The 23,476-nt window shown below is 46.1% G+C and carries 23 protein-coding genes and 7 tRNA genes; 16 read left to right on the top strand and 14 right to left on the bottom strand.

The features are described 5' to 3' along the window. Nucleotides 1–27 precede the first annotated feature (27 nt). The 6 genes from rlmH to leuS form a co-directional block, all read right to left on the bottom strand. Nucleotides 28–498 (bottom strand): 23S rRNA (pseudouridine(1915)-N(3))-methyltransferase RlmH, encoded by a 471-nt coding sequence (rlmH, locus tag KO537_RS13065; RefSeq protein ID WP_006082752.1) that lies wholly within the window; start codon nucleotides 496–498, stop codon nucleotides 28–30. Continuing rightward, nucleotides 498–827, bottom strand: coding sequence for a ribosome silencing factor (gene rsfS / locus KO537_RS13070; protein ID WP_006082751.1), 330 nt, complete (start codon nucleotides 825–827; stop codon nucleotides 498–500). The genes rlmH and rsfS overlap by 1 nt, the downstream gene beginning before the upstream one ends. 107 nt (nucleotides 828–934) lie before the next feature. Further along, nucleotides 935–1,585, bottom strand: coding sequence for a nicotinate-nucleotide adenylyltransferase (gene nadD / locus KO537_RS13075; protein WP_173243231.1), 651 nt, complete (start codon nucleotides 1,583–1,585; stop codon nucleotides 935–937). A 24-nt stretch (nucleotides 1,586–1,609) separates the two neighbouring features. Next, entirely contained in the window at nucleotides 1,610–2,641 is a 1,032-nt protein-coding gene (gene holA, locus KO537_RS13080) for a DNA polymerase III subunit delta (RefSeq protein WP_173243234.1), read from the bottom strand. 17 nt (nucleotides 2,642–2,658) lie between these two features. Beyond that, entirely contained in the window at nucleotides 2,659–3,153 is a 495-nt protein-coding gene (lptE, locus tag KO537_RS13085) for an LPS assembly lipoprotein LptE (protein ID WP_012089938.1), read from the bottom strand. A 100-nt stretch (nucleotides 3,154–3,253) separates the two neighbouring features. Next, complete coding sequence (gene leuS, locus KO537_RS13090; RefSeq protein WP_173248572.1) at nucleotides 3,254–5,833, bottom strand: leucine--tRNA ligase; 2,580 nt, start codon at nucleotides 5,831–5,833, stop codon at nucleotides 3,254–3,256. 121 nt (nucleotides 5,834–5,954) lie between these two features. Here leuS and KO537_RS13095 point away from each other — a divergent pair, with 121 nt between their 5' ends. Next, nucleotides 5,955–6,455 (top strand): zinc ribbon-containing protein, encoded by a 501-nt coding sequence (locus tag KO537_RS13095; protein ID WP_028761474.1) that lies wholly within the window; start codon nucleotides 5,955–5,957, stop codon nucleotides 6,453–6,455. 100 nt (nucleotides 6,456–6,555) lie between these two features. Here KO537_RS13095 and KO537_RS13100 read toward each other — a convergent pair whose 3' ends face one another. From KO537_RS13100 to miaB, 7 genes are all read right to left on the bottom strand, one after another. Next, nucleotides 6,556–7,215, bottom strand: a complete 660-nt coding sequence (locus KO537_RS13100; protein ID WP_173243240.1) for a methyltransferase domain-containing protein — start codon at nucleotides 7,213–7,215, stop codon at nucleotides 6,556–6,558. Nucleotides 7,216–7,402: 187 nt separating this feature from the next. After that, on the bottom strand, nucleotides 7,403–7,906 hold the full coding sequence (locus KO537_RS13105; protein ID WP_219234622.1) for a prepilin-type N-terminal cleavage/methylation domain-containing protein: 504 nt from the start codon (nucleotides 7,904–7,906) through the stop codon (nucleotides 7,403–7,405). 10 nt (nucleotides 7,907–7,916) lie between these two features. Beyond that, nucleotides 7,917–9,491, bottom strand: coding sequence for an apolipoprotein N-acyltransferase (gene lnt, locus KO537_RS13110; protein WP_219234623.1), 1,575 nt, complete (start codon nucleotides 9,489–9,491; stop codon nucleotides 7,917–7,919). A 6-nt stretch (nucleotides 9,492–9,497) separates the two neighbouring features. Next, nucleotides 9,498–10,373, bottom strand: coding sequence for a CNNM family magnesium/cobalt transport protein CorC (gene corC / locus KO537_RS13115; protein ID WP_006082742.1), 876 nt, complete (start codon nucleotides 10,371–10,373; stop codon nucleotides 9,498–9,500). A 40-nt stretch (nucleotides 10,374–10,413) separates the two neighbouring features. Further along, nucleotides 10,414–10,875, bottom strand: a complete 462-nt coding sequence (ybeY, locus tag KO537_RS13120; protein ID WP_168822798.1) for an rRNA maturation RNase YbeY — start codon at nucleotides 10,873–10,875, stop codon at nucleotides 10,414–10,416. Further along, complete coding sequence (locus KO537_RS13125) at nucleotides 10,865–11,914, bottom strand: PhoH family protein (RefSeq protein ID WP_173243248.1); 1,050 nt, start codon at nucleotides 11,912–11,914, stop codon at nucleotides 10,865–10,867. Before KO537_RS13125 ends, ybeY begins: the two co-directional genes overlap by 11 nt. A 219-nt stretch (nucleotides 11,915–12,133) precedes the next feature. Beyond that, a complete protein-coding gene (miaB, locus tag KO537_RS13130) occupies nucleotides 12,134–13,558 on the bottom strand; it encodes a tRNA (N6-isopentenyl adenosine(37)-C2)-methylthiotransferase MiaB (RefSeq protein ID WP_173243250.1) in 1,425 nt (474 codons plus the stop codon). A 388-nt stretch (nucleotides 13,559–13,946) separates the two neighbouring features. Here miaB and KO537_RS13135 point away from each other — a divergent pair, with 388 nt between their 5' ends. The 10 genes from KO537_RS13135 to KO537_RS13180 all read left to right on the top strand — a co-directional run bounded on the left by KO537_RS13135 (nucleotide 13,947) and on the right by KO537_RS13180 (nucleotide 18,245). Continuing rightward, complete coding sequence (locus KO537_RS13135) at nucleotides 13,947–15,209, top strand: FAD-dependent monooxygenase (RefSeq protein WP_173243253.1); 1,263 nt, start codon at nucleotides 13,947–13,949, stop codon at nucleotides 15,207–15,209. A gap of 165 nt (nucleotides 15,210–15,374) precedes the next feature. Further along, nucleotides 15,375–15,962: an aminoacyl-tRNA hydrolase gene (gene pth / locus KO537_RS13140; RefSeq protein WP_028761467.1), complete on the top strand. Its 588-nt coding sequence runs from the start codon at nucleotides 15,375–15,377 to the stop codon at nucleotides 15,960–15,962. Between the two features lie 139 nt (nucleotides 15,963–16,101). Further along, nucleotides 16,102–17,193, top strand: coding sequence for a redox-regulated ATPase YchF (gene ychF, locus KO537_RS13145; RefSeq protein ID WP_173497501.1), 1,092 nt, complete (start codon nucleotides 16,102–16,104; stop codon nucleotides 17,191–17,193). A 208-nt stretch (nucleotides 17,194–17,401) separates the two neighbouring features. Then, nucleotides 17,402–17,478 (top strand) — tRNA-Met (locus KO537_RS13150). A gap of 94 nt (nucleotides 17,479–17,572) precedes the next feature. After that, nucleotides 17,573–17,657 (top strand) — tRNA-Leu (locus KO537_RS13155). 60 nt (nucleotides 17,658–17,717) lie between these two features. Then, a tRNA-Gln gene (locus KO537_RS13160) sits at nucleotides 17,718–17,792 on the top strand. Nucleotides 17,793–17,816: 24 nt separating this feature from the next. Then, nucleotides 17,817–17,891 (top strand) — tRNA-Gln (locus tag KO537_RS13165). A gap of 2 nt (nucleotides 17,892–17,893) precedes the next feature. Further along, nucleotides 17,894–17,970: transfer RNA gene (locus KO537_RS13170), tRNA-Met, on the top strand. A 75-nt stretch (nucleotides 17,971–18,045) separates the two neighbouring features. Next, nucleotides 18,046–18,130 (top strand) — tRNA-Leu (locus KO537_RS13175). Nucleotides 18,131–18,170: 40 nt separating this feature from the next. Then, nucleotides 18,171–18,245, top strand: a tRNA-Gln gene (locus KO537_RS13180). 208 nt (nucleotides 18,246–18,453) lie between these two features. Here the strand turns inward: KO537_RS13180 and KO537_RS13185 are convergent. After that, nucleotides 18,454–19,170 (bottom strand): hypothetical protein, encoded by a 717-nt coding sequence (locus KO537_RS13185; RefSeq protein WP_173248574.1) that lies wholly within the window; start codon nucleotides 19,168–19,170, stop codon nucleotides 18,454–18,456. 469 nt (nucleotides 19,171–19,639) lie between these two features. Between KO537_RS13185 and KO537_RS13190 the strand changes: the two genes are divergently transcribed. The 5 genes from KO537_RS13190 (at nucleotide 19,640) to KO537_RS13210 (ending at nucleotide 23,406) form a co-directional block, all read left to right on the top strand. Continuing rightward, a complete protein-coding gene (locus tag KO537_RS13190; protein WP_173243256.1) occupies nucleotides 19,640–20,236 on the top strand; it encodes a PepSY-associated TM helix domain-containing protein in 597 nt (198 codons plus the stop codon). Nucleotides 20,237–20,252: 16 nt separating this feature from the next. Continuing rightward, complete coding sequence (locus KO537_RS13195; protein ID WP_173243258.1) at nucleotides 20,253–20,765, top strand: DUF2271 domain-containing protein; 513 nt, start codon at nucleotides 20,253–20,255, stop codon at nucleotides 20,763–20,765. A gap of 55 nt (nucleotides 20,766–20,820) precedes the next feature. Next, the gene (locus KO537_RS13200; RefSeq protein WP_028761462.1) at nucleotides 20,821–21,639 is read left to right on the top strand and encodes a DUF4198 domain-containing protein; all 819 of its coding nucleotides are present in this window, start codon (nucleotides 20,821–20,823) and stop codon (nucleotides 21,637–21,639) included. Between the two features lie 298 nt (nucleotides 21,640–21,937). Beyond that, nucleotides 21,938–22,414: a transcription elongation factor GreA gene (greA, locus tag KO537_RS13205; RefSeq protein ID WP_028761461.1), complete on the top strand. Its 477-nt coding sequence runs from the start codon at nucleotides 21,938–21,940 to the stop codon at nucleotides 22,412–22,414. 398 nt (nucleotides 22,415–22,812) lie between these two features. Beyond that, on the top strand, nucleotides 22,813–23,406 hold the full coding sequence (locus KO537_RS13210) for a hypothetical protein (protein ID WP_173243261.1): 594 nt from the start codon (nucleotides 22,813–22,815) through the stop codon (nucleotides 23,404–23,406). Nucleotides 23,407–23,476 lie beyond the last annotated feature (70 nt).

The raw sequence follows: 23,476 nt of genomic DNA on the forward strand, positions 1-23,476 counted from the left end.
TTGACACTCGTTAACATCAAGATCCCGCTATTCTCTATGGTAGGGGTGATTCGTGTTCACGCTCCACGCGCGGTACAAACTTTCGGCAACCACCACCCGTACGAGTGGGTGAGGTAAGGTTAATGCCGAAAGACACCAACTTTGGTTTGCCGCTTCTTTGCAAGCTGGCGCTAATCCTTCAGGTCCACCAATCAGTAAACTGACGTCGCGACCATCGAGTTGCCATTTAGTCAGTGCGGTTGCTAGCTCGGGGGTCGTCCAGTTTTTGCCAGGGAGATCTAAGCTAACAATATGATTGCCTTTGGGAATGGCCGCCAACATTTGTTCGCCTTCTTTTTGAAGTATCCGGACAATGTCGGCATTTTTCCCCCGCTTTCCAGCGGGTATTTCGATAAGCTCCAGCGCCATATCACGGGGAAAACGGCGCTGGTATTCTTCGAAACCACGGGTAACCCAATCGGGCATCCGTGTTCCTACTGCGATGAGCTGTAACTTCATCAGTCTTGCTTTTCTGACCAGAGCTTTTCAAGCTGGTAGAAATCACGGGTTTGATCTTGCATAACGTGCAGGATCACATCGCCCATGTCCACAAGAACCCATTCGCTGCTTTCGCGGCCTTCAACACCTAAAGGTGGAATACCGGCTTTTTTCGCTTCAACCACAAGGTTTTCGGCGATAGCTTTAACGTGAGTCTTTGATGTACCTGAACATATGACCATGTAGTCAGTGATGTTAGATTGCTTGCTGACATCCAGAACAACAACGTCTCTGGCTTTCAAGTCGTCGATCTTGTCGACAACAAACTGTTTTAATTCCGCGCTCTGCACGCTGGCGTACCTCATTAATTTTAAATAGCGCGGTAGTATACCAGTGTTGCTGCTGGGAATACATTGTCATTGGCAGTTGAGTTGGCGATATCTGCTTACGGTTCGAGCTAAGGTAAGTAAAGTCGTTGATTTTTGATGTAATCTAGCGTGACTGGCATGAGTAAATCGGCGGGAATTTCGCCTTTTGCCAGTTGTTCACGGATTTGAGTTGAAGAAATATCCTGTGGTGTAATCGCTACAGGGAAAATCTGCCCACAGTTTTTATGGACACAGCTAGTACGACCTTCGTCTGTCCCTTGGGGCGCTTGACTGCGGGCCGTCAATACCTGCTGCATAGGATGTTCTGCATCGAGCTGCCAACCCGGGCGCTGGCAGACAACGAGATGGGCAAAGTCGAATAGGCGTTGCCACTCATACCAGCTTTTTAATTGGAGGAAAGAGTCCATCCCCATGATAAAAAACAGCTCGTCTTCCGGATGTAAGGCTTTCAGTTGCTCAAGCGTCACAACTGTGTAGGAAGGCGTGTCGCGTTTAGCTTCGATGTCGCACAGTGCAAATCCGTCGAGTTGCTGACAGACATCAGCTACCATTTTGAGGCGCTGTGTTGTGGTTAAGTTCGGCTGCTGTTTATGGGGCGGAATATGGTTCGGCATCAGCAGGATTTTATCCAAGGCTAATGCTTGCTTCACTTCAATTGCAGGACGGATATGACCATAGTGTATCGGGTCAAAGGTGCCGCCTAAAATACCAATACGCATATCAACTCTTTGGTTAATCAATGATTAGTCTATGGCTATATGTGCTAGGTGCCGATGGGCTCTAGGATCAAATAACAGACACAGGTGGCTCAGACCAGTCCAATCCTCTTTCCCCTGTTGCTTTAAGTTGAGCTCAAGTTTCGAGGCGAGGGCGAGCATATGTTCGAGTTGTTCAAGGCTGAGTCGTTGCAGCGCCGCTTGATACAGTGGTTTACGTTTATCCCAAATTCGATGTTTACCCCAGAGTGCACTGAGCGCAACGCCTTGGGCTTGCTCGCATTTCAAATTGAATAACAAACCGAGTTCTTTAAACAAGGCCCACAGCAGGATAGGTAAGGCAGTGCCTTCGCCATTGAGCTGGGCTAGCATGTGCTGCGCGCTATCCTGTTTATTATTCAGCAATGCATCCGTGAGTTGGAATACGGTGAAGCGCGACTGATCTTCAAAATAGTGGCCCAGTTCGTCGGCACTGACGGGGTTTGCTGGGCTCAGGAGTTGCAGCAATTGCATGGCTTGATCGGCGGCCAGTAAATTCCCTTCATACAGAGAATGCAGCATAGCACGGGCATCAGGCTGCAGATTGAGCTTAAAGTGCTTGATGCGGCCATCGAGCCAGCGCATAAACTGCTCGCCCTCTGGCGTAGCGCAGGGCAGATACATGCCATGGGCATCTAAGGTCTTAAACCATTTACTGTTGGTTTGCTCTGTGGCGAGCTTTGGCCCTTCGATAATCAACAGCATATCGGGATTGGGCGTCTGCAATAGTGCTTGCAGTGTGCTTGAGCCTTCGGCACCGGGCTTAGCTTGGGGAAGGGTTAGCTCAATCAAGCGTTTACTGGAAAACAGGCTCATGGCCTGCCATTCCTGAGTCAGATCGTTCCAATTAAAGCCCGTCTCTTGAATGAGTTGGACTTTTTCATCGAATCCCTGACGCTTGGCGAATTGGCGGATCTGATCTTTGGTGGTTTCAATCAACCAAGGATCATCCCCAAAAATCAGATAACAAGGAAATAACTGGTTAAGGTGGCGGGAGAGTTGGTCTGGATAGACTCTCATTTAATGATAGCCCCGCATTAATTCACCTCAGTACTGGCCATTGCTTGCAGAATACGATCGGCAGCTTGGATACGCATTTCCTTCGTCAGCAATTCCATTTCACGGCTCTTTGCCAATGCGGTACGTGGATCGTCTAAGTAGTCGCGGCGAATTTCAACCTTGAAAGGCTGCGCTTCCTTGCCCGGCAATGCCACAGCAAATTCGACTAAATAAATCAGCTCATACTCGGCGACGTTACCTGTGGGGTACAAAGATAAGGTCGAGCGTTCAAGGGAGTCGGTGATTAATCTTAATACTGGAACATTATCTGCGGCGTCGACAACTTGGATATTGTTCAAGCGCAGGCGTTCACGCACCAAACGAGTGAGTTCACTGTATTCATCCACACTGCTCAAACTCAAATGATTGAGGGCATCAGGGATCTGATAACTGCGTTGAAGCTTAAAACCGCAACCAGCGCTGGTCATAATGACTAGTGCCATGATTGCGAAGCATATGCGTTTGATTAGCATAGATTTCGCGGTTTCCTATTCGTGGTATACCCTACAGGCTTGAAGTTGCAGCTATGCTGCAACTTCATTGGCTTTGAGTATAGCGAGTTATTAGCAGCCGTTAATTGGCCACTATGCTGAGCAGTTTGCCCGGCACATAGATCACTTTACGTACTGTTAGGCCGTCTAGGTATTTGATCACGTGTTCATCACTCATGCCTAAGGCTTCTACTGATTCTTTATCAGCGTCGGCAGCTACTGTGATTTTTGCGCGAACTTTACCGTTGACTTGCACAACGATGAGCTTGCTGTCTTCAACTAGCGCAGCTTCATCAACGATTGGCCATTGGCTGTCTTCGATGTTGCTTGCATTACCTAACTCGTTCCACAGGTTAAAGCTCACATGCGGAATGATAGGGTACAGCAAACGTACTATGGCGGATAAGGCTTCGCCGATAATGGCGTTGTCTTGGCCTGTGGTTTGTGGTGCTTTTTGCAGATGGTTCATCAGTTCCATCACGGCGGCAACCGCAGTGTTGAACATCTGACGGCGGCCGATATCGTCGGTCACTTTCGCGATCGTCTTGTGGACTTCACGGCGCAGCGCTTTTTGATCGGCAGTTAACTTGCTGACATCTAAGGCTTCGCTGTTATCTTGGTTCACATGCTCGTTTGCAAGCTTCCACAGACGTTTAATGAAGCGGTGTGCGCCTTCAACGCCAGACTCTTGCCATTCCAGAGTTAATTCTGGTGGTGAGGCGAACATCATAAATAGGCGAACCGTATCTGCGCCGTATTTTTCGACCATGACTTGAGGATCGATACCATTGTTTTTCGACTTAGACATCTTGCACATGCCGGTATAAACCAGCTCGTTGCCGTCTTTGTCGATAGCCTTAGTAATACGGCCCTTGTCGTCTTTTTCTGTGGTTGCTACATCTAAAGGAGAAACCCATACACGGGCGCCTTTTTCGTTGATGTAGTAGAAAGCATCGGCCAACACCATGCCTTGGGTCAGCAGTTGTTTGGCTGGCTCGTTAGAGTTAACCAGACCTGCATCACGCAGCAACTTGTGGAAGAAGCGGAAATATAACAAATGCATACAAGCGTGTTCGATACCGCCAATGTATTGATCCACAGGTAGCCAGTAGTTGGCTTTAGCGGGATCTAACATTTCGTCTGCATGCGGGCTGCAGTAACGGGCGTAATACCAAGAGGATTCCATAAAGGTATCGAAGGTATCGGTTTCGCGCAGCGCATCTTGACCGTTGACTTGGGTTTTCGCCCATTCTTTATCGGCCTTGATTGGGCTTTGAATACCGTCCATCACGACATCTTCTGGCAGCAATACTGGCAGTTGATCCGCTGGCGTTGGGATCACAGTGCCGTCGGCTAAGGTCACCATAGGAATAGGTGCGCCCCAGTAACGCTGACGTGAAACACCCCAATCGCGCAGGCGATAGTTGACTTGGCGCTTGCCTTTACCTTCGGCGACTAACTTGTTAGCGATGGCATTAAAGCCTGCTTCAAAGTCTAAACCGTCGAACTCACCCGAGTTAAATAGTACACCTTTTTCGGTATAAGCGGCTTCGCTAATGTCCACTTCGCTATCAACAGGCTTGATCACAGCCTCAATTGCTAGACCGTATTTTTTTGCAAATTCAAAGTCACGTTGGTCGTGCCCTGGAACTGACATTACGGCACCTGTGCCATAGTTCATCAACACAAAGTTAGCAGCCCAAATCGGGACTTGCTTACCAGTGATAGGATGAATGGCGAAAAGCCCTGTGGCCACTCCGCGTTTTTCCATGGTCGCGAGTTCAGCTTCAGATGTCGTGCTGTTTTTGCACTCATCGATAAAGGCGGCAAGCTCAGTATTGGTTTGCGCGGCGATTTCAGCTAATGGATGACCTGCGGCAATCGCCACATAGGTCACGCCCATTAAGGTATCTGGACGCGTGGTATAGATATCGAAGCTTTTATCGTGACCTGCGACGCCGAAGGTCATTTCTACACCTTCGCTGCGACCAATCCAGTTGCGCTGCATGGTCTTAACCTGTTCAGGCCAGCCATCTAAGGTATCGATATCGTTTAACAATTCTTCTGCATAGGCAGTGATCTTAATAAACCACTGTGGAATTTCTTTTTGTTCCACAGGGGTATCACAGCGCCAGCAGCAACCGTCTTGAACTTGCTCGTTCGCCAGTACGGTTTCATCGTTTGGACACCAGTTGACTGAAGCTGTCTTTTTATAGACTAGGCCTTTCTCGTACAACTTAGTGAAGAACCATTGTTCCCAGCGATAATATTCAGGGGTACAAGTGGCGATTTCACGGCTCCAATCGTAACCAAAACCCAGCAATTTCAGCTGGTTCTTCATGTATTCTATGTTTTCATAGGTCCATGGCGCAGGCGCAGTCTTGTTGTTAATCGCGGCATTTTCTGCGGGCAAACCAAAGGAGTCCCAACCAATAGGCTGGAGCACGTTTTTGCCTTGAAGACGTTGAAAGCGTGCAACTACGTCACCTATGGTATAGTTGCGTACGTGTCCCATGTGGAGTCTGCCAGAAGGGTACGGAAACATCGAAAGGCAATAAAACTTTTCTTTGTTTGCGTCTTCAGTGACTTCGAAGGTTTTGTTGTCATGCCAGTGCTTTTGCACTAAGGCTTCAATTTCTGAGGGATTATATTGCTCTTGCATCACTCTATTTCCGGCAGTGCCGCCTATTATTGGATCTAACGCCATATCAGCGCGAGTAAGATCTGCATAGAATAAACTAGAAGCGATGCATTAAAAAGGTTCGTATGAAGGAGTATTGGTTATGAATGATAGAAGTAACGCGTTACTAGGACTGTATCAAGCCTTAATTACCGAAGTGAAATCTCAATTTGCAGAAGATAACACTATGACTGTAAAGAACTTATTCAACTCTGTCACTCAAGGTAAGGAGTATTTACGTCTTAAAGAACAGGCAGGGGAAGATGAACTCGCTTTAGTCGAACAATTCTTAAAGCGTGATATTACGAGTTTTCTCCGTGAGCAGAACGCGGATAGTTTGAGTCATAGCCCAACCGTGATTACTTTAGAGAATACGCTTTGGCATTGGCTCAGTGAAATCACCGACCGCAGCCAAGTCGAATGGCATGAGTTAACGCAAGATTTTAAGCACCAAGGCTACTACAAGAGTGGTGATATTGTGAATCAGGGCATCATGGTGTGCACTAACTGTGGCAATGAAATGAGTATTGAATTTCCAAGTCCCATCCCAGATTGTCCAGAGTGTGATCATGAAGAATTTACCCGCGAGCCGCTAACGCCTTAATCAAGGTGGTGATGTTATGCAGCTAAAACGACGCCTCAGCGTCGTTTTTTTTGAGTTCTATTAGACCTAAATTGCTCATATTTGCATTAATTAGGCTGTATCAACTGTTGGTACGAGAGTAGTTGAGGATTTGACCGCCAAAGGGCGCTAATAAAAATTCAGTGTGAATGGGTTTATGTTGTGAGTGTTCGTAACCTAAGGTCACCATACGTTTACTGAATTTTGCATGATTACCACGGCCTGGATCGACTAAGACTACATCACAAATTGGTTTAGCATGCTGCTCAATAAATTGTGATAAGAGATCGGCATGTTCTTGTTCGTACAAGAGATCGCTGCCGATAATGAGATCAAATAAACCTAAATTAGTTTGTGCATCTGCCCATCCTGTTCGAACAAACGGAATCGCACGACCATGATTTAAATCGACATTTTGCTTAAGGAAATTCTCTGACTCGGGGTGATAGTCGGTTGCTGTGATGTCGGCATGTCTGTGGTTTAGCACTAGACTTGCCAGCCCTATACCGCAGCCAACTTCAAGAATGCGTTTATTATCAATTTGATAATCGGCCATATGATGGGATAGCACTTGGCTAGACGGCCAAACTATGCCAAATAATGGCCAAGTTGCGGAGGAAATACCGAGCTTTTCAGCTTCGCCATCTATGTCTTCAAATTCTTGGTTATTTCTTAGGGTTCTGACATGAATGTCGAGATCCCCAAATTCGTGGGTTTGGTAGCGCACGCGAAGCTGTGCCATAGAGTTGCCTTGACTGTGTACCTTGGTTAAGGAACGAGGTAATGGTACCAATCTATTGGCTATGCAGACACAGTCACTGTGATTGGTATAAGGCCACGTCTAATCGTTCACCTTAACGTGGAACGCGCAATCAGCCTAATGTATTCGCAGACAATTGCGGGATAACACAGGTTAACTGAGTGTCAGCCTAACAACCTTGGGTGTTGATATCATATTGCGGCGCAGTGTTGGCATCGCTGGCTTGGGTGTAGCGGAAATAGCATTGGTCATCATTCACTAAGGAATTGTTGTTAAGATCGTAGCCTATATAAGTGATATCAATGCCTTGATATTGAATGATAAGTTTATCATCTGAGGTGATCCATTTTTCCACATCAGTATTATCGAGGTAACCCCATTTTAATCGTGTATCTGGAGTGCCATCACCATTGAGGTCGATATCAATAATATCATCGCGCCCAGCTACCGCTTGGCTCAGTAGGCTAGGCATTTGGGTTTTTGAGTAAGCTAGCATATTGGCTGTTTTAACGCTGGCCTGTACTTGGCTTAAGGTTTGTACCCGCGCTTCTTTACTTAAGCCGATAAATTTAGGCGCGGCGATCACAGCCAAGATCCCAAGCACAATAATCACAACGACAAGTTCAATTAAGGTAAAACCTGCCACATCTTGTTTATTGACTTGGTAATGCATGGCCTAAATCCTATTGCGCTTTAAAACGTCGGGCAAGACCGAGTAGAACGATTAAACCACAGAGTATCAGTAGGGGCATTTGGCCTAATTTTGCAAACCAAGTTTGTCCTGTGACTAATGGAATGGTTGCACTTAGCACGCCTATTTCAAACTGTGGCAATGACGCTGTGATATTGCCATGCTCATCGACTATGGCTGTCACGCCATTGTTGGTTGCGCGTAATAGAGGCCGACCCAATTCAACCGCGCGCATTTGAGCGATTTCCATATGCTGTAATGGCCCATTTGAGCTACCAAACCATGCATCGTTAGAGACAGTTAATAGTATATCTGTCCCTTGATTAACGTTGTCGCGCAACTGTTCCGGAAAGGCTATTTCATAACAAATTGCTGGCGCGATTTTATGGCCTAGTGCGCTGAGGTTAGGCTGTTGATATTCGCCTCGCGTAAAGGACGACATGGGCAAATTAAAGAAAGGTGCTATCGGGCGCAGCAGCGCTTCAAAGGGGACAAACTCGCCAATTGGCAACAGATGGTGTTTCTTAAATTGATTGCTACCATCGCCCTCATAGTCTGGGCCAGCTTGTTGTTTCTGATTATGATTACCAAGCACAATCAATGAATTATAGAACTCATTGTTTTGATGGCTAATAATGCCTGTGATAATTGAGGTATGGTTTAGATTGGCGACTTTATTGGCGTTATCTAAAAAGTCCTGCACCATAGATTCTGGCGCTGGAATTGCTGCTTCTGGCCAAATAATGATATCGGCATCCAGATGTTCGCGGGATAAATCCATGTATTTTAACAGCGTCGGCCACAGGGCATCGGGTTCCCACTTCATGCTTTGGGGAATATTGCCTTGTACCAGTGCCACTTTAACATTTTCACCCGTAGGATGAATCTCCCAAAGTTTAGGCGCAGCCCAAACGGCCAGAATACTGAGCGGCAGTAAAAGCAGTAAACTCTTATAACGCTTAGTAAAACAAAGGGCTAATGCACCAGCGAGCATGGCCAATACAAAACTTATTCCCAGTGTGCCTATGATGCTGGCAAGGGGTTTTAGCGGCCCTTGAGTTTGCGAGTAACCCGCCCATAACCAAGGGAAGCCTGTCATTACCCAGCCACGAGCCCATTCGGTCAAGGTCCATAACGCGGGGAATAGGGCGAGATTACGCCAAAGACCAAATCGAGTTTCACCATCATGGCTCAGCGTTTTAGTTAACCAAACCAGCGCTAAACCAGTTAGCGCTGGATACAAGGCTAAATACAAGGCTAACAAGGCCATTAACCCAACGGAGGCAATGAGCGGCATACCACCAAAGGTATCCATGCTCACGTGAACCCAGCTGATCCCTACGGCAAAACAGCCAAATCCAAAGCTTAACCAATAGTAAAAGCTTGCCTTAGCGCTCAGCGTTCGGCTGTGCCAGAGGGTAATCGCCATGGCAAACGGATAGATTATCCAAATGGAATAGGGCGCAAATGAAAGCGCCGTACTGGCGCCAAGGGCAAATGCCAGTACGAGTCTCACAGCACTAGGTTGGGACTGTTGTTGGGCAAAAGCCCGGATTTTTTTTAGCACGAGTGATTATTCTACGTCTTCGCCAGTATTAGGATCGGGGAGTTTAACTCTGAGTTGGATTAAACGCCTAGTGTCAGCATTGATGACTTTAAATTCTATGCCTTCAATGATGATGCTCTCGTTACGTTCTGGCAGATGGCCAAAGGCGTGTGAGACTAAGCCACCGACGGTATCAAACTCTTCATCGCTGAATTCAGTGTTGAATTCTTCGTTGAAATCTTCGATTGGCGTCAAAGCTTTAACCATATAAACCGTGTTACCGACTTTGCGGATCTCGGTTTCTTCAGTGCTATCGTGGTCGAATTCGTCTTCAATCTCGCCGACAATTTCTTCAAGAATATCTTCGATAGTCACGAGTCCCGATACGCCGCCGTACTCATCAACCACAATCGCCATATGGTAGCGTTGAGAGCGGAATTCTTTTAGCAGAACATCGACGCGTTTGCTTTCGGGCACAACCACGGCGGGACGGATCACGCGATCCAGTGAGAAGGGCTCATCACTGTTGGAGAAACCGTAAGGGATCAAATCTTTGGCAAGCAATATGCCTTCGATATGGTCTTTATCTTCGTTAACGACGGGGAAGCGCGAGTGACCTGAACCAATAACAGTCGCAAGTAACTCTTCGACCGAGTTGTCTATCTGGAGGGCGACAATTTGAGCTCTTGGGATCATGATATCCCGAACACGCATATCAGAAACGTCTAATACACCTTTTATCATCTCGCGGGTATCTTGGGTGATCAAATCGCGCTGCTCGGCACCATCAATCACATCGACTAGATCTTCGCGATTTTGAGGTTCGCCCTGAAATAGCTGACTTACTCTATCAAACCAACCTTTCTTGTGGGCGTTCGTACTAGGGGGGATATCGTCACTCATAGTTTTCTCATTAGCTTTTGATAGGGATTATCTTAGCTAATTATTGTTCCTTATATGGGTCAGTAAAACCTAAGCTTTCAATGAGTTGAGTCTCTAATGACTCCATCTCTTCAGCTTCTTCATCGTCGATGTGATCATACCCTAGCAGATGCAAGCAACCATGTACAACCATGTGTGCCCAGTGCGCTTCTAGTGGTTTTTGTTGTTCACGGGCTTCATTTTCAACGACTGCCGCGCAAATGACAAGATCTCCGAGTAAAGGAAGTTCAATTTCTGGTGGTGCTTCAAAGGGAAATGACAGTACATTGGTCGGTTTGTCTTTACCGCGATAGGTATTGTTGAGCATTTGGCTCTCGCGGCTATCGACGATACGTATGGTTAATTCAGCTTCATCCATGCTATTGCCAATTGCGGTAGTGGCCCAAAGGGCGAATTGTTCGTCCGTTGGTAGCCACTCACTGGTGCTGGCATGTTGAATATCTAAGGCTAACTCAAGACTCATGTGTTGCGGCTTCCTGCTGTTGCTTTTGGTACTGGCTTTCTTTTTTGGCTTTTAAGGTTTGCTCTTTTAACTCGAAGGCTTCATAGGCTTCAACGATACGGGCAACCACAGGATGGCGCACTACATCTTGGGAGACAAAAAAGTTAAAGCTGATTTCTTCGACTTGGCTTAACACTTCAATCGCGTGACGTAGTCCTGACTTTTGATGTTTAGGTAAGTCGGTTTGAGTGATGTCGCCTGTGATCACCGCACGGGAATTGAAACCGATACGGGTAAGGAACATCTTCATCTGCTCGATTGTGGTGTTTTGGCTTTCATCGAGAATAATAAAGGCATCGTTCAAGGTACGACCGCGCATATAGGCAAGCGGTGCCACTTCTATTACATTTTTCTCGATGAGGCGTTCCACTTTTTCAAAGCCAAGCATTTCGAACAGGGCATCGTAGAGCGGACGCAAATAGGGGTCTACCTTTTGACTTAAGTCACCGGGTAAGAAACCGAGTTTTTCACCCGCTTCCACTGCAGGGCGAGTCAGCAGAATGCGGCGCACTTCTTGGCGCTCTAACGCATCTACTGCCGCTGCTACGGCAAGGTAGGTTTTGCCCGTTCCTGCAGGACCAATACCGAAGGTAATATCGTGACGCGTAATATTGGCCACATATAAGCTTTGATTCGGATTGCGTGGCTTAATGACACCGCGGCGGGTTTTGATATTAATACCGCTGTCGTCGTTAGCGTCTGCTTGCTCTAGGGCAATGGCCGCTTGAATGGCGATATGGACTTGCTCAGGCTCAAGATCGGGCGTGCTGCCTTTCACCGTTTGGGTCTCGATGTAGAGTTCTTTGAGTAAGTTGTTGGCGCTTAAACAATTGCGTGGCAGTCCGGTGATCTGGAAATGATTGTTCTTACGGACGATTTCAACGCCAACGCGACGTTCTATCTGCTTGATATTGTCATCGAATGGACCGCACAGTGAAGCCAAACGGCGTGTTTCTGCGGGTTCGATATACAGATTCATGGTAGTTAATTTACTGGACAAATAGCACTCCCAATAGCGAATAAGAAAGCAAGGTACGAGGTTGGTTAACCATCGCAAGATAATTTTAGTTTACGAGCCATAGCCGATAATTGCTAACGGAAAATAGCAATTGCCTCGGTAGACTTAAATAAAAGTGCGTTAAAGCAAAAGGGCGACTAAGTCGCCCTTCTTTATATAGGTACTGATATCGGTACTGTTTAAGTTAAGCCGATTTAACGCTTATGGCTTAAATTGAGTCACACCCAGTTCATCATCTTGCTTGCGCTTGGCCAGAATTTCTGCAGGGCGCAGGCTACGACGTAGATCCATTTCATCTTCGCCGCGAATAAAAGTACCGCGCAGTGAGTTAGTGTAAACGTCGACGATTTCGACATCCACGAAAGTACCAATGTGTTTTGGTTGACCTTCGAAGTTCACCACTCGGTTGTTCTCAGTACGGCCGCGCAGTTCCATAGGATTTTTCACCGATGGTCCTTCAACCAGAATACGTTGCACTGTGCCCATCATGTGGCGGCTGTAGCGCATGGCTTGCTGGGTGATGCGGTCTTGCAGAATCGCCAGACGTTGTTTTTTCTCTTCCATATCGACGTTATCGGGCAAATCTGCCGCTGGCGTGCCCGGACGTGCGCTATAGATAAAGCTGAAGCTGTGGTCGAAACCTATGTCTTCAATCAACTTCATGGTATCGGCAAAGTCTTCTTTGGTTTCGCCTGGGAAGCCAATGATAAAGTCTGAGCTGATTTGAATCCCTTCACGGGCTTTACGCAGGCGGCGGATGATTGACTTATATTCAATCGCCATATGGCCGCGTTTCATCGCTGTGAGAATACGGTCAGAACCCGATTGCACTGGCAAGTGCAAGAAGCTTACAAGCTCAGGGGTATCTTCGTAAACGTCGATGATATCTTGTGTAAATTCAATCGGGTGACTGGTCGTGAAGCGGATACGGTCGATACCGTCGATGGCTGCCACGAAGCGCAGTAATTCCGCAAAAGTACAAATTGCGCCATCGTGAGTTGCGCCGCGATAGGCATTCACGTTTTGGCCGAGCAAGTTTACTTCGCGCACACCTTGCTCCGCCAATTGGGCGATTTCAAGGATAATATCGTCCGATGGACGGCTGACTTCTTCGCCGCGAGTATAAGGCACAACACAGAACGAGCAGTATTTGCTGCAACCTTCCATGATAGACACAAACGCGGTTGGGCCTTCGGCGCGTGGCTCTGGCAGACGGTCGAATTTTTCGATTTCAGGGAAGCTGATATCGATAACCGCTTTGTCGCCACGGCGCACTTGCTCGATCATCTCGGGCAGACGGTGCAAGGTTTGTGGTCCGAAAATAATGTCGACACATTGGGCTCTGTCTTTAATGGCTTTGCCTTCTTGTGAGGCAACGCAGCCGCCCACGCCAATAATCAAATTGGGATTTTTATCTTTAAGCGTCTTCCAGCGTCCTAGCTGATGGAACACTTTTTCTTGCGCTTTTTCGCGGATAGAACAAGTGTTGAGCAGGAGAATGTCTGCCTCAGACGCTTCTTCAGTCAAGGTATAACCTTGGTATTCGCCTAACAGATCAGCCATCTTGGATGAGTCATACTCATTCATTTGACAGCCCCAAGTCTTGATATGGAGTTTCTTACTCATCAGTTGTGTCGCCCTAGATGACCAATAAAAATAGCGCGACATTTTACCTGCTGTTACGGCTGCTGACCAGCTTTGTCCACACTTTTAGCTGTTGGCTTTTGCCAAGGGCGATACCCTCACAAATGCTAGGTTTTTATTGTTCGGCTGCATTTGGGCAAGATTAATATTGTTAACAGGTTGAGCTTTCGTTATTTCCAGCAAACTATTCGGGCTTGAATGCCTATGTCTTCACGGATTTCGAATCGAAATGCGCTCAACATTTCCGTGGTATCTTGATATAAGGCATAATCAAGCGGGTTTGTGAAAAGTCGCTTAGGCAGAAATACAGAAGGGCTTAAAGGTGCTAACTAAGGTGGTAACTAAGGTGGTAACTAAGGTGGTAAGTAGGATGAGCCAGATTGAAGAGACACATGCACAGATGATATCCGACACCACAGATTCTAACGTGACTCATGCTGACGTCACTCATGCAGAAGGCACTGAGTTCGATGTCATTCTTGTCGGCGGCGGTATGGTCGGTGCGGCGACGGCAATTGGATTAGCCCAACAGGGTTTGCAAGTGGCGGTGATTGAATCTTTTGCGCCAGAAGCTTATCAAGCCGAACAGCCATTAGATGTGCGAGTCTCGGCCATCAGTGTGGCTTCTGAAACGCTGCTTGAACGTCTTGGCGCCTTGGACTCATTGCTCAAGATGCGTAATGTGCCTTATTTGGGCTTAGAAACTTGGGAGCTCGATGGCTGCATCACCCAATTCCACTGTTCACAAATTGGCGCCAGCCATTTAGGTCATATAGTCGAAAACCGTTTAATCCAACTTGCCCTGTGGCAACAGATGACACAATTGGCTGGCATCACCTTATATTGTCCCGATAAAGTGGTGGCATTTGCCCGCGATAGCGACGGTGTGAGCGTGCACTTACAGTCAAATAGTAAACTGACCGCTAAGTTGTTGGTTGGCGCCGATGGTGCTCACTCGCAGGTACGTCAATGGGCGGGAATTGGCATTTCGGGTTGGGATTACGCTCAATCGGCCATGTTGATTAATATCAACACCGCACAGGGGCAACAGGATGTGACTTGGCAGCAGTTTACGCCCAAAGGACCGCGTTCATTATTACCTTTACCAGGCAATAACGCTTCGCTGGTGTGGTACGACGATGCCAATCGAATTAAGCAGTTAATGCAGCTTAATAATAAACAGCTTGCAGATCAGATAAGAGTGCATTTTCCAGCGCGTTTGGACGCTGATTTTACCGTTGAGAATAAAGGCAGTTTTGGCCTCACTCGTCGCCATGCCCAGCGCTACTATAGTCATAATGTGGTGATTTTAGGCGATGCCGCCCACACCATTAATCCGCTCGCTGGCCAAGGGGTGAACCTTGGGTTTAAGGATGTCGAAGCGTTTTTGGCGGTCATCAAGGATGCATTAGCCCAAGATAATATCTGGTGGTCGAATGAAGTGCTTGCCCAATATCAGCGCAAACGTTATCGCGATAATCAATTGATGATGACGGCGATGGATTTGTTTTACGCCGGTTTTAGCAACGATTTTCTGCCGCTAAAGCTGCTGCGTAATGGCGCGTTAAAGTTGGCAAACATCAATTCCCCGCTCAAAAAGACAGTCCTTAAATATGCTATGGGACTTAATTAACGCTGAGTTGTTCTGTGTTCTGACCTTGTGTTCTGCTCCTGTGCGATGACGTGGCATTTGTTGACTTGGGGTTTGAGTGCTAAAATGCCGCGTTTTTAGCAGGTATGGTCAGTTCAGTCGGCACTTTGCGCGGCTGTCATCAACGAAATATCAATATTGAGTGTCATGAGCGAAATAAAATTAATAGTTGGTCTGGCTAATCCAGGTGCTGAATATGCACACACTCGCCATAATGCGGGGGCTTGGTACGTACTTGAGTTAGCGAGAATTTGCGGCGTGACTTTAGTGGCTGACAGTAAGTATTTTGGCTTGACTGCCAGAGCCGTATTGCACGGTAAAGATGTCCGCTTATTGATCCCAACGACTTATATGAATTTAAGCGGTAAAGCGGTTGGCGCTTTGGCGAATTTTTTTCGTATCACGCCGGAAGAGATTCTGGTCGCTCACGATGAACTCGATCTGCCGCCCGGTGTGGCTAAGTTTAAGCTCGGTGGCGGTCATGGCGGCCACAATGGTCTGAAAGATATTATTGCTAAACTGGCTAACGATAAAAACTTCTACCGTTTACGCTTAGGTATCGGTCATCCCGGTGATAAAAATCAAGTGAGTGGTTACGTACTGGGAAAAGCACCTGCTAAAGAGCAAGAACTTATCGAGGCGGCGATAGATGAAGCCGTGCGTTCTACCGAAATTTTGTTTAAACAAGACATGGTGAAAGCCATGAACAGATTACACTCCTTTAAAGCGGAGTAGGTTTTGCCTTTGGCGAGACTTAAGTGTTAAGTGATTCAAGTGATTTAATTATTCAGTAATGTGCTGCCATAGGGCAGGACGACTAAACCTCGCTGATGAGTGTGACTTGTCAGCCAATAATCGAGAGAAAGGTAAGCATATGGGTTTTAAATGCGGCATTGTTGGTCTTCCTAACGTAGGTAAATCAACGCTTTTTAATGCGTTAACTAAGGCTGGCATCGAAGCGGCTAACTTCCCGTTTTGTACCATTGAACCTAACACTGGTGTTGTACCTGTGCCGGATCCACGTCTGGATGCGTTAGCTGCGATTGTGAATCCACAACGTGTGTTACCTACCACCATGGAATTCGTGGATATTGCGGGTCTTGTGGCTGGCGCATCTAAAGGCGAAGGCTTAGGTAACAAGTTCCTCGCTAACATCCGTGAAACCGATGCCATTGGTCATGTAGTACGTTGTTTTGATGATGACAACATTGTTCACGTTGCTAACAAGGTTGACCCAGCTGGCGATATCGAAGTCATCAATACTGAATTAGCGTTAGCTGACTTAGACAGTTTAGAGCGTGCGGTTCAGCGTCAGCAGAAACGTGCTAAAGGTGGCGATAAAGACGCTAAGTTTGAAGTAGAAGTATTAGAAAAAATGCGCCCCATTTTAGACGAAGCTCAAATGTTGCGTTCAATGGATTTATCGAAAGAAGAACTGGAAGCGGTGGCTTACCTGAACTTCTTAACCTTAAAGCCGACCATGTATATTGCTAACGTTGCGGAAGATGGTTTTGAAAATAACCCGCACTTAGATGCCGTTCGCGCCATTGCTGCCACTGAAAACGCTATCGTTGTTGCAGTATGTGCGGCGATTGAATCTGAACTGGCCGAGATGGAAATCGAGGAGCGCGATGAGTTCATGGCGGATCTGGGTATCGAAGAACCAGGTTTAGATCGTGTGATCCGCGCAGGTTATGAATTACTGAATCTGCAAACCTATTTCACCGCAGGCGTGAAAGAAGTGCGTGCTTGGACTGTGCCAGTGGGTGCGAGTGCTCCGCAAGCGGCAGGCGTTATCCATACCGATTTTGAACGCGGTTTTATCCGTGCCCAAGTGATGGCATTTGACGACTTTATTGCCCACAAAGGTGAAGCTGGCGCGAAAGAAGCCGGTAAGTTACGCGTGGAAGGTAAAACCTATATTGTTAAAGATGGCGATGTGATGCATTTCCTGTTTAACGTATAACAAAGCTTATTCACGCTGTAAGTCTCGATAAATTAAGCTAAGTATGGGCAACAAGGTGTTATTTAGCACATCTGTTGCTCAGTTTGGTGAAGTAATAGCCGAACAGCTTAACCTAAGGGAAATAGCGAAAAAAAGCTGTTGACCTAGATACCTCGAATAAGCATAATACGCCCCGTTCCTCGCTGAGAGGGGCGCGTAATATCGATGTGGCAATGTAGCTCAGCTGGTTAGAGCACAGCACTCATAATGCTGGGGTCGCAGGTTCAAGTCCCGCCATTGCTACCATTTTATTTAAGATAAACTTCTTATATAAAATGAATCACGATTTTACTCTAGCATTGATTGCTAGCATCTCTTCACGATGTAAACATGAAGCTGTGCGGGAATGGTGAAATTGGTAGACACGCCAGATTTAGGTTCTGGTGCCGCAAGGTGTGAGAGTTCAAGTCTCTCTTCCCGTACCATTTTTTAGATATATGAATTTAGAAACATCGGCGATAGCGGATGTTTGAAACAGAGTTAGTTGGGGTATCGCCAAGTGGTAAGGCACCGGGTTTTGATCTCGGCATTCCAAGGTTCGAATCCTTGTACCCCAGCCATTTTTTCTCAGTTTCCAAGTTGATTGGGGTATCGCCAAGTGGTAAGGCACCGGGTTTTGATCTCGGCATTCCAAGGTTCGAATCCTTGTACCCCAGCCATTGGCAATGTAGCTCAGCTGGTTAGAGCACAGCACTCATAATGCTGGGGTCGCAGGTTCAAGTCCCGCCATTGCTACCATATTTAACTCTGTTAAAGTGATTTATCAGAGAAAAATCCAAAAATGTTGAATAGACAATTTTGGTACATTTTGATGCGGGAATGGTGAAATTGGTAGACACGCCAGATTTAGGTTCTGGTGCCGCGAGGTGTGAGAGTTCAAGTCTCTCTTCCCGTACCATCAAAATGCAATCTTCGATAGAAGATTAAACACAGTTTATTGGGGTATCGCCAAGTGGTAAGGCACCGGGTTTTGATCTCGGCATCCCAAGGTTCGAATCCTTGTACCCCAGCCAAAAAGTTAAAAAGCCTGTCTTCGGACAGGCTTTTTGCTTTTTAACTTTTAACTATTTTCAGCTTAGCGTTATTTTGCTTTCAGTTTCCCTTCAATATTAGCCCTTCCAGTCTTTCCCTTGTCTCTATAATTCCCGTTGGTTGTGGCAATTCAGCTATTTTCAAAGTTAATCCACAGTGCCATTTGAGCTGGCACTGTGGTGATCCGTTTTATTGCTTTTTGACTTCAGGAGTAACAGGTGGCGATTTTATTTCTGCTGGAGCCGCTGGAACGGCGACTTTTGCAGCCGCTTCAGTGCTATTGATTGGCATTGCAGCATTCTTAATGACGGCATTCTCTGTGACCGCACTATCAATAACGGCACCTTGGGCCGCTTTAACATCACCTGTTGCAACGGCTTTGACAGCATCAGGTATTGCTAATTGTTGCTGTACTTGATTTGCGCCCGCTTCTAAGGCTTTTTGTTGTAACTTCTGTGGATCGGTATAGTCGGCTAATTCCTTCGGCCAACTTGGGACCCGTTTTTCTACCTGATTACTGAGTTGCTCAGAAATCACTAAGGGTGCACCGCCTTTCATCAGCATGACTGCCATTTGGTTGGTGTCTGAGTTCCAAACAAGACCCGCTTTTTCGGCCATTTCGGGGACAGGGGTGTAAGTTGACACTAAGTAGATGAGTGGACCTTCCTGTTGGATCTTGTCGGCCGTTTTGAGCAGGGATAGGGTGGTATCGTAATTTTTACCCAGCAATTCCTGCATACGGTTTTTGATGAGCGGTTGTTCGAATAATCCGACATCGTTCGGATCTAAACCGACAAGGGGTTTAAGCAGGGCCCACATGAGCTGGCCTTGAGGTGACATTAATAATAGTGGTGCAACGCAGGCGTTGAGCATTAATGCGAGCCACACAATATGCAGGCAGCGCATTTTTTTGAGCAGAGATGTACTCAAGATGATATTTCCTTGGAAGTACCAGCAAGTCGCCGGCGGCGGATTGTAGCTGATTGGCATAAGGTAAACGAGAGGGTGGCAAAGTAAATTTTAAGGAAAAAAGTTAGCCCAAATGTTGAATTTTATCCTTATGAATTTTATAGGTATTTACAGGTGATACAATAGATTGTTTGCTGCTAATTTAATCGAAGGTAATGGTTTTTGAGTGCTAAAAACAGATTTACCCCTAAGTGCTTTATTTTTAGCACTTATTTTCTTCTTACTTTTTAACTTCTTTTTCAGTATTGAATATGTAAAGTTTGTAAACTTTGTTCTGTTTGATAATCGATCTCATTTAATCTCGGCGCATTAAATTAGTTTAATGCAGCTCATTTCTATCCTTAGCTGCATAGGGAAAGCAGACTCTGGAGGTATTTCTCTTCGGTTTGTTTTTGAGAGTGCATCATTGAAATTAAGAGTCAGTAAGTCGTCTTTGTCCTTTGCCCGCATTATTCATGTTTATGTGTCTATGGCTTTATTGTTGCTGATGCTGTTTTTTGCGGTGACAGGTATAACGTTAAATCATCCTAATTGGTTTTCTCAAGCTGATCAGGAACCTAAGCGGGAGCAAGTGCCAATCCCGGCCTATTTGTTACCCGTTAATGCCCAAGACTCACAATGGCGTCTGGCTGCGGGTCATTGGTTGAAAAGTGAATGGGCTATGGATATGGCGAGTGCCGATATCGATGAAGATGAAATTAGTTTAGTCAGCAAAGGGCCCGGCACTTACCGCAGCCTGACTTTGGACTTACTCGACAGCCAAGCCTATGTCGAAACCTTAGATTACGGTGTCGTTGCCGTAGTGAATGATTTGCATAAGGGCCGTAACACAGGAGCAGCTTGGGCTTGGATACTCGATCTCAGCGCTGTGCTTATCATTTTATTTTCGCTTACTGGGGCTTATTTGTTGCTGCCTCAAACCAAGCGCCTCAAAAAGTCATTGTTATACATGGTACTCGTCAGCAGCAGTTGCGGGTTTGTGTATGTTTATTTTGTTCCATAAGGAGTGTAGGCCGAGTATGCGTCATCTTATTCGCACCATTACGGTGAGTGCTTTGTTTGTCAGTTCTGTGGCGTTTGCGACGCCTAAAATGACAGTCGATTTAACCTTGCCTGAAATTACCGAAGGGCAATATCACAGACCTTATGTGGCCGTATGGGTTGAGGATGCCAAGGGGCAAACGGTTAAAACCTTAAGCCTTTGGGTATGGGATGAAGGCCATAAATGGTTGAAAGATATCCGTCGTTGGTGGCGTAAAGCCGGACGCGAAGATATGAGCTTTGTTGACGGTATTGCATCTGCGACACGTCCCGCGGGTCATTACAAAATCGATTGGGATTTAAAAGATGAGGCGGGAAAAGTGCTTGAACCTGCCACTTACACTGTATTTATTGAAGTGGTGCGTGAACACGGTGGTCGCGATCTTGTACGACAAAATATCGATTTAGCTGCAGGAGATTTCTCTGTGCAGTTGCCCGCCACGACAGAAACTGGCGTTATCGACATACGCTTAAGCGGCATGGCTCGTTGAGTCAATCCATTAAATATTTAGCCCGTATATTAATCGTTAAACTTAAGGAAAAGGCATGAAATTACGTCTTATTACATTACTTGGCACACTTTGTATTAGCCCATTGGCAAGTAGCCACGACAGATGGATTTTACCTAGCCACTTCAACGTTTCGGCTGAAAGTGAAGAAATTGTGTGGATTACTTCAGATGTGTCTGCCAGCAATCAAGTGTTTATGATGGATAAACCTTTTAGTGCCAGTGATGTGCGTGTGTTACAGCCAAATGGAAAACCAACGTCTCCAAGCTCAAGTTATACGGGCGGACGTAAGTCGGTGTTTGATGTGCAACTGATGCAAGATGGCACTTATAAGTTTGAAAAAGAAGTTTCACCTCGTTATTTTTCTCAATATAAAGTTAAAGGAAAAGAAGGGGTTGTACGCAGCCGTATGGATAAAAAAGCCACAACTGCTGCTATGCCAAAGGGAGCCTATGAACTTGAAAGTTCTTTAAATGTGTCGCGGGTTGAAACCTATGTCACACGTAATAAGCCAACTGAGGAAGTGTTAAAGCCTAAGGGGGAATATTTAGAACTAGTGCCTGTGACTCATCCTGCAGATATTGTTGAGAATGAAGCTGCTACCCTGCAATTTGTTTTCGATGGTAAGCCCGTTGAAGGCGTTAAAGTCGCCATTATGAAAGACGGTAGCTTATATCGAAACAAACCAGAGGAAATCGAATTTACCTCAGATAAAGACGGTAAAGTTTCAATGATCTTACCTTCAGCAGGACGTTATCTCTTACATGCGGCAATTGAGCGCCCTAATTCAGATAAATCCCTTGCTGATAAAACGGTTAGTGAAATCTTTTTGACCTTTGAGGCAGGGCTTGAATAAATGAGTTAACCTCTATTTGAGGTTTTTGCTTTGAGTCTTAATGCCCACAGTCTAAATGGCGAGTGGGCATTTTTGTACCCATTTCGAGCTAAAAATTGTGCGAAATTTCCTTATGTATACAGATTTGAATTTGATTACTGGTAACTCTGCTTAAGGTTGGGTAAGCTGCGTCAATGCATTGTTCTTGGTGCATCAAAAGCGCATAACGATTAGAATAGCGCAATTCCACCCTCATTTGACTGTGTTGACCTTAGCGTTGGCACGGGTTGCTTTTGTTTTAAAGGAGACGAAAGAAGTTATGACTAAGGTTCCTATGACAGTTGTCGGTGCAGAGCAGCTGCGTAAAGAGTTAGATATTCTCAAGTTTGACCGTCGTCCTAAAATCACTGAAGCAATTGCTTCAGCGAGAGAGTTAGGCGACTTGAAAGAAAACGCGGAATACCATGCGGCTCGTGAGGAACAAGGTATTTGTGAAGCACGTATCCGTGATATTGAGGGTAAGTTATCTAACGCGCAAATTATCGACGTCACTAAGATGGTGAATAACGGTCGTATCATTTTTGGCGCCACTGTGACTATTTTAAATCTTGATACCGATGTCGAAGTGACTTATCGCATAGTCGGCGATGACGAAGCGAATATTAAAGAAAACCTGATTTCAGTGAATTCACCAATAGCTCGTGGCTTAGTCGGCAAAAATGAAGGTGATGAAGTGTCTATTACTACGCCAGGTGGTATGACAGATTACGAAATCATCTCAGTACAGTATTTATAATCTGCTTATAATACTTTGCTTATAGTGTTGTGAGCGTGACTCATGCGATATCGCTAAAACCGTCCTAGGGCGGTTTTTTGTTATCCGCGAATTAAGTTTGTTTACGGCTTGAGTTTAGGGCTCGAATTTAGTGCTTTAGCCAAGGATATCGACCGCGCTTCAGCGTTGAATTCGGGGTAAGATGGACAAAGTTTAATTTGTCTCTTTGTAGGTTTTTGCCTAAGCTGCCATCCTAGCAAATTCAACATTGGCGAAATGTGTATGTTGTTTTTTTGCGCGAGTTTCACTTTATGGACCCACAGTTAAGCATCAAAAGCTAACAATGAATAGGTTCATCTTTAGTTTGATAATGTTTTATAAGAGGGCACGCTTTGGTCAAACATTGGCGTACAGGATTGATGTTAGTTTGCGTGGCGATCATGTTGATTGCGCACTCGGCTAGCTATGCGCCAAAACCCTCAGTACAGCGCAGTGATGCAACTCGCCATTATGCTCAGATGCATACTGTGAGTCTTGATAGCTCGACTCCCCATACAAAGCGAAGCGCTGAGCCTCAAAGCTTGCCCGATGCCGATGTTATCGCCCAAGACAATGCACAGCTCAATGCCCAATCTAATGCACAGTCTGATGCGCAAACCGTTGAAAGCTGCGGCTCACCGAATAGTCATGATACCGATCTAGTCAATTCAGAATTAGAATCACAGCCAGCACCTTGTCCGAGCTCTGACTATGTAAGTCATTCTGATGACTTAGATTTTGCCCCGATAAATTCGCCGCGATTTATCAGTCTTGCCCAGCACGATGTGCGTGAGGTCAAGCCAGTATATGTACTCGCTGTAGACTTTACTGCCGAACCGACATCCAATGTTGTTGAACCCACCGATCTTGATATCACATCAGATTGGACGCTTTCTGCTGTTTCTTCCCCCGCCCGAATTTCGGGTTGGAAAGTCTCAAATCTTCAATATCGATTTAGCCAACAAGCCGCTTAACTCGCCTATTTAGGCATGATGTTGATAGGAGCCTACTCTTATCGATTTTTCATGCTGTTGCCTTTTTGTA

The organism is Shewanella sp. NKUCC01_JLK, from assembly GCF_019345615.1.
GTDB classification, from domain to species: domain Bacteria; phylum Pseudomonadota; class Gammaproteobacteria; order Enterobacterales; family Shewanellaceae; genus Shewanella; species Shewanella oncorhynchi.

Coding starts and splice junctions, on each gene's coding strand:
- rlmH (WP_006082752.1), bottom strand. CDS start 498: ATGAAGTTACAGCTCATCGCAGTAGGAACACGGATGCCCGATTGGGTT.
- nadD (WP_173243231.1), bottom strand. CDS start 1,585: ATGCGTATTGGTATTTTAGGCGGCACCTTTGACCCGATACACTATGGT.
- holA (WP_173243234.1), bottom strand. CDS start 2,641: ATGAGAGTCTATCCAGACCAACTCTCCCGCCACCTTAACCAGTTATTT.
- lptE (WP_012089938.1), bottom strand. CDS start 3,153: ATGCTAATCAAACGCATATGCTTCGCAATCATGGCACTAGTCATTATG.
- leuS (WP_173248572.1), bottom strand. CDS start 5,833: ATGCAAGAGCAATATAATCCCTCAGAAATTGAAGCCTTAGTGCAAAAG.
- KO537_RS13095 (WP_028761474.1), top strand. CDS start 5,955: ATGAATGATAGAAGTAACGCGTTACTAGGACTGTATCAAGCCTTAATT.
- KO537_RS13100 (WP_173243240.1), bottom strand. CDS start 7,215: ATGGCACAGCTTCGCGTGCGCTACCAAACCCACGAATTTGGGGATCTC.
- KO537_RS13105 (WP_219234622.1), bottom strand. CDS start 7,906: ATGCATTACCAAGTCAATAAACAAGATGTGGCAGGTTTTACCTTAATT.
- corC (WP_006082742.1), bottom strand. CDS start 10,373: ATGAGTGACGATATCCCCCCTAGTACGAACGCCCACAAGAAAGGTTGG.
- ybeY (WP_168822798.1), bottom strand. CDS start 10,875: ATGAGTCTTGAGTTAGCCTTAGATATTCAACATGCCAGCACCAGTGAG.
- miaB (WP_173243250.1), bottom strand. CDS start 13,558: ATGAGTAAGAAACTCCATATCAAGACTTGGGGCTGTCAAATGAATGAG.
- KO537_RS13135 (WP_173243253.1), top strand. CDS start 13,947: ATGAGCCAGATTGAAGAGACACATGCACAGATGATATCCGACACCACA.
- pth (WP_028761467.1), top strand. CDS start 15,375: ATGAGCGAAATAAAATTAATAGTTGGTCTGGCTAATCCAGGTGCTGAA.
- ychF (WP_173497501.1), top strand. CDS start 16,102: ATGGGTTTTAAATGCGGCATTGTTGGTCTTCCTAACGTAGGTAAATCA.
- KO537_RS13185 (WP_173248574.1), bottom strand. CDS start 19,170: ATGCGCTGCCTGCATATTGTGTGGCTCGCATTAATGCTCAACGCCTGC.
- KO537_RS13195 (WP_173243258.1), top strand. CDS start 20,253: ATGCGTCATCTTATTCGCACCATTACGGTGAGTGCTTTGTTTGTCAGT.
- KO537_RS13200 (WP_028761462.1), top strand. CDS start 20,821: ATGAAATTACGTCTTATTACATTACTTGGCACACTTTGTATTAGCCCA.
- greA (WP_028761461.1), top strand. CDS start 21,938: ATGACTAAGGTTCCTATGACAGTTGTCGGTGCAGAGCAGCTGCGTAAA.
- KO537_RS13210 (WP_173243261.1), top strand. CDS start 22,813: ATGTTAGTTTGCGTGGCGATCATGTTGATTGCGCACTCGGCTAGCTAT.